Annotated in this window: 5 protein-coding genes; all 5 read left to right on the top strand. The window is 63.4% G+C overall.

Features of this window, described 5'->3' with window-relative positions; all coding sequences use genetic code 11:
- On the top strand, positions 1-707 hold a 707-nt coding region (locus tag EN991_RS25545), incomplete at its 5' end, for a heat-inducible transcriptional repressor HrcA (protein WP_164769364.1).
- Between the two features lie 24 nt (positions 708-731).
- The gene (locus EN991_RS25550; RefSeq protein WP_013528634.1) at positions 732-929 is read left to right on the top strand and encodes a hypothetical protein; all 198 of its coding nucleotides are present in this window, start codon (positions 732-734) and stop codon (positions 927-929) included.
- A 98-nt stretch (positions 930-1,027) separates the two neighbouring features.
- Entirely contained in the window at positions 1,028-2,380 is a 1,353-nt protein-coding gene (locus tag EN991_RS25555; RefSeq protein WP_127369804.1) for a sorbosone dehydrogenase family protein, read from the top strand.
- Positions 2,381-2,652: 272 nt separating this feature from the next.
- Complete coding sequence (locus EN991_RS25560; RefSeq protein WP_013528636.1) at positions 2,653-3,270, top strand: LysE family translocator; 618 nt, start codon at positions 2,653-2,655, stop codon at positions 3,268-3,270.
- 196 nt (positions 3,271-3,466) lie between these two features.
- Positions 3,467-4,220: cysteine synthase A (gene cysK / locus EN991_RS25565; protein WP_127369805.1), on the top strand; the 754-nt coding region annotated here is incomplete at its 3' end.

A 4,220-nucleotide genomic window follows, 5' to 3' on the forward strand; every position in this document is an offset into this window, starting at 1 on the left:
AGGCCAGCCAGATGCTGTCGGGCATGTCGCGCGGCGCCGGCCTGGTGCTGGCCGCCAAGAACGAGGTGGCGCTGAAGCACATCGAATTCATCCAGCTTGAGCCGACGAAGGCGCTGGCGGTGCTGGTGTCGCAGAATGGCGACGTCGAAAACCGCGTCGTCGACCTGCCCGCCGGCATCACCGTCTCGCAACTGCACGAGGCCTCGAATTTCCTCAACGCCCATATACGCGGTCGCACGCTTGCCGAGGCGCGGATCGAGATCGCTCGCATCAAGGAAGAAACCAGGGCCGCGCTCGACACGCTGTCGCAGGACCTGGTGGAGAAGGGGCTGGCGGTGTGGGCCGGCGCCGACAGCGGCCTGCCGGCACGGCTCATCGTGCGCGGGCGTGCCAATCTGCTTGAAAACGTTACCGCCCAGGCCGACATCGAGCTGCTGCGCCATCTGTTCGAGGACATGGAGACGCAGGACGGGCTTATCCAGCTGCTTGACCTCGCCGAGCAGGGCTCGGGTGTGCGCATCTTCATCGGCTCGGAAAACAAGCTGTTTTCGCTGTCGGGCTCGTCGCTGGTCGTCGCCCCCTATCGCGACAAGGATGCCCGCGTCGTCGGCGCGCTCGGCGTCATCGGCCCGACCCGGCTGAATTACGCGCGCATCGTCCCAATGGTCGACTATACGGCGCAGCTGATTTCACGCATGCTGCGCTGAGCTGATCCAACCGAGGAGACGACGATGGCGCTCGAAGAATTCAAGGCCCGGATCAGCCTGCTGCTGGAGGAGATGGTCAACCAGCCGGAAGACCAGCACGAGATCCAGGAGCAGCTGCGCGAAAAGCTACGGGAAATGCGCGCCATGGGCCTGCCGCTGCCGGCCGACCTCGTCGAGTTGGAAAAACGCCTCGACGACGATTTCTACGCCGCCGGGACCTGAACCGGAAAACCGCAAGCTTCCTTCACCTCATCGTGTGCCGTGGAACGATCGACGAAACCGGTCGTTCCTGTTTTCACGCCCGAACACTGGAGGACCGAATGATGCGTTTTGCCGGCCCCGCACTTTCCGCCGCACTGTTTCTCTCGACCGCTTCATTCGCCCAGCAGGCGGACGAACCGGTGCTGAAAGGCGCGGCTGCCTTCGGCGACTGGCGAGCGGACAAGCCGGGCACCCGCCGCCTGATCAGACCGGATGATCTGCCCAAGCCCAATGCCACCCGGTCGACCTCGAACAGCGCCGGCATCGCGGACATGCCGGCAGACGCGAAGCTGCAACTGCCGCCGGGTTTCTCGGCCGAGCTGGTTGCATCGGGCATCGACAATCCACGCGTCGTACGCGTCGCACCGAATGGCGACCTGTTCGTCGCCGACAGCAAAGCCAACCAGGTCCGCATCTATCGCCTCGCCGAAGGCAGTGCGAAGCCGGCGCAGGACGGCATCTTTGCCGGCAATCTCAACCGGCCCTATGGCATTGCCTTCTATCCGCCGGGCGCTGACCCGCAATGGGTCTATGTCGCCAACAGCGACAGCATCGTGCGCTTTGCCTACCGCAATGGCGACCTGAAGGCCTCCGGCGACCCGGAACCCATCGTCGGCAACATCCCCGCCAGTCATCACTGGACCCGCGATATCGCCTTCTCGCCGGACGGCAAGACGCTTTACCTTTCGGTCGGCTCGGGATCGAATGTCGCCGAGGACATGGGCCGGGAGCCGAAAGGCGGACTCGATGCCTGGGCGAAATCGCAGCCGCTGGGTGCAGCCTGGGGTTCTGAAGACGGCCGCGCCGACGTGCTGGCCTTCGATCCCGATGGCAAGAACGGCCGCATCTTTGCCGCCGGCCTGCGCAACTGCTCGGGTATGACTGTGCAGCCGGCGACCGGCGCGCTGTGGTGCGTCGTCAACGAACGCGATGCGCTTGGCGACAATGTGCCGCCCGAATACGCGACCGTGGTCAAGGAGGGTGCCTTCTATGGCTGGCCCTGGTACTATATCGGCAACAATGAGGATCCGCGCCACAAGGGTGAGCGCCCCGATCTTGCCGGCAAAACGACCGTTCCCGATGTGCTGATGCAGGCGCATTCGGCGCCGCTCACCATCGCCTTTTACGAGGGGAAGAGCTTTCCAGCTGAATACAAGGGCGATGCGTTCGTCGCTCTGCATGGTTCATGGAACCGCGGCAACAGGACCGGCTACAAGGTGGTGCGGTTGCTGTTCAAGGACGGCAAGCCGACCGGCGCGTATGAGGATTTCATCACCGGCTTCGTTGTTTCCAACGGTGAGGTCTGGGGCCGGCCGGTCGGCGTGGCGATTGCGAGCGACGGTGCGCTGATCGTCAGCGAGGACGGCAACGGCACCATCTGGCGTGTCACCCATGGCGACGGTCCGTCCTGATCTGCTCAGGTAACGCAGGCCCCCTCACCCGGATTGCCAACCGAATTGCGAAGAGCAATTCGGGACAATCCGACCTCTCCCCGAGGGGAGAGGAGTCAGCAGACGCTGGCGCCCGTCTCTTCTCCCCTCGGGGAGAAGGTGGCCGCGAAGCGGCCGGATGAGGGGGCTTCGTAAGGCGAGCCCTCGATATCTGGTGCAATAGAATCCGGCCCCAGGAAATTCAATCTTGGCCTGTCCCATGCAATAAAACGCTCTGATCCGAGACCAGTGCCATGACCCTTACCGGATTCCTCGCCTATAGTGCGGCCCTCGGCATCGCCGCCGCGATTCCTGGTCCCGGCATCACCGCGCTGGTCGCCCGTGCGCTCGGCTCAGGCTTCCGATCGTCGCTGGCGATGTCGTTTGGCCTGATGGTTGGCGACATCACCTATCTGACCGCCGTGGTGCTTGGCCTCGCCTTCGTCGCACAATCCTTCGGCATGGTTTTCCTGGCCATCAAATGGCTCGGCGTCGCCTATCTCGCCTTTCTCGGCTGGCGCTTCTGGAACAGCGGCATCACGCCCGAGACCGTCGAGGCCGGAAAAGGCAAGGGCGGCTTGCTGTCGAGCTTTGCCGCCGGCCTGACCGTTACCCTCGGCAATCCGAAGACGATGATCTTCTATCTCGCGATCACGCCGACCATCGTCGACCTGAAAACCATCACGCTGGCGGATTACGGCATCCTCGTCGCGCTGACCGTTGTCGTGCTGTTGGTGGTGCTGGTGCCGTATCTGGCGCTGGCGGCCAAGGCGCGCTGGTTTCTGAAATCGCCCCGCGCGCTCAAGGCGCTGAACCGCACGGCGGCCGGCTTCATGGTCGGTGCTGCTGCAGCGATTGCCGCTCGGCAATAGAGAGCTTTCGGCCAAAGCATTTCGCAAACAGGCCTTTGCGAGAAATGCTTTTCCGGGACGGCACGGTTTTAGAGACAGGTCCCACTCGGATATTTTCAGCCGACAGTCTATCTTGCGCGACCGAAGGCCCTATCTTGCCGGCTGCAATTCCACTGCCTGAAATCCTTACTCGCCTGAAGTTCTGGGAGCGAAACAAATGAACAAGTCCGCCACATCAGCCCGCGTGCCCGGCCGCGGCCGCGTCTACAATTCCATCACCGATACGATCGGCGACACGCCCCTGGTGCGGCTCGACAAGTTCGCCAGGGAAAAGGGCATCGTCGCCAATCTCATCGCCAAGCTCGAATTCTTCAATCCGATCGCCTCGGTCAAGGACCGCATTGGCGTGGCGATGATCGAGGCGCTTGAGGCATCAGGCAAGATTTCTCCCGGCAAGACAACGCTGATCGAACCGACGTCGGGCAACACCGGCATCGCGCTTGCCTTCGCCGCCGCGGCCAAGGGCTACAAGCTGATCCTGACGATGCCCGAAACAATGTCGGTCGAGCGCCGGAAAATGCTGGCGCTGCTCGGCGCCGAGCTGGTGCTGACCGAGGGTCCGAAAGGCATGAAAGGCGCCATCGCCAAGGCCGACGAACTGGCAGCGACGATCCCCAATGCGATCATCCCGCAGCAGTTCGAGAACCCGGCCAATCCGGAAATCCACCGCACGACGACGGCCGAGGAAATCTGGAACGATACGCATGGCGAGGTCGATATCTTCGTCGCCGGCATCGGCACCGGCGGCACCATCACCGGCGTCGGCCAGGTGCTGAAGAAGCGCAAGCCCTCCGTGCATGTCGTCGCTGTCGAGCCCGACTCCTCGCCGGTTCTGTCGGGCGGCCAGCCCGGCCCGCACAAGATCCAGGGCATCGGCGCCGGTTTTGCGCCCAAGATCCTCGACACGACGA

This window comes from Mesorhizobium sp. M7A.F.Ca.US.005.03.2.1 (assembly GCF_003997795.1).
Taxonomy (GTDB): domain Bacteria; phylum Pseudomonadota; class Alphaproteobacteria; order Rhizobiales; family Rhizobiaceae; genus Mesorhizobium; species Mesorhizobium ciceri.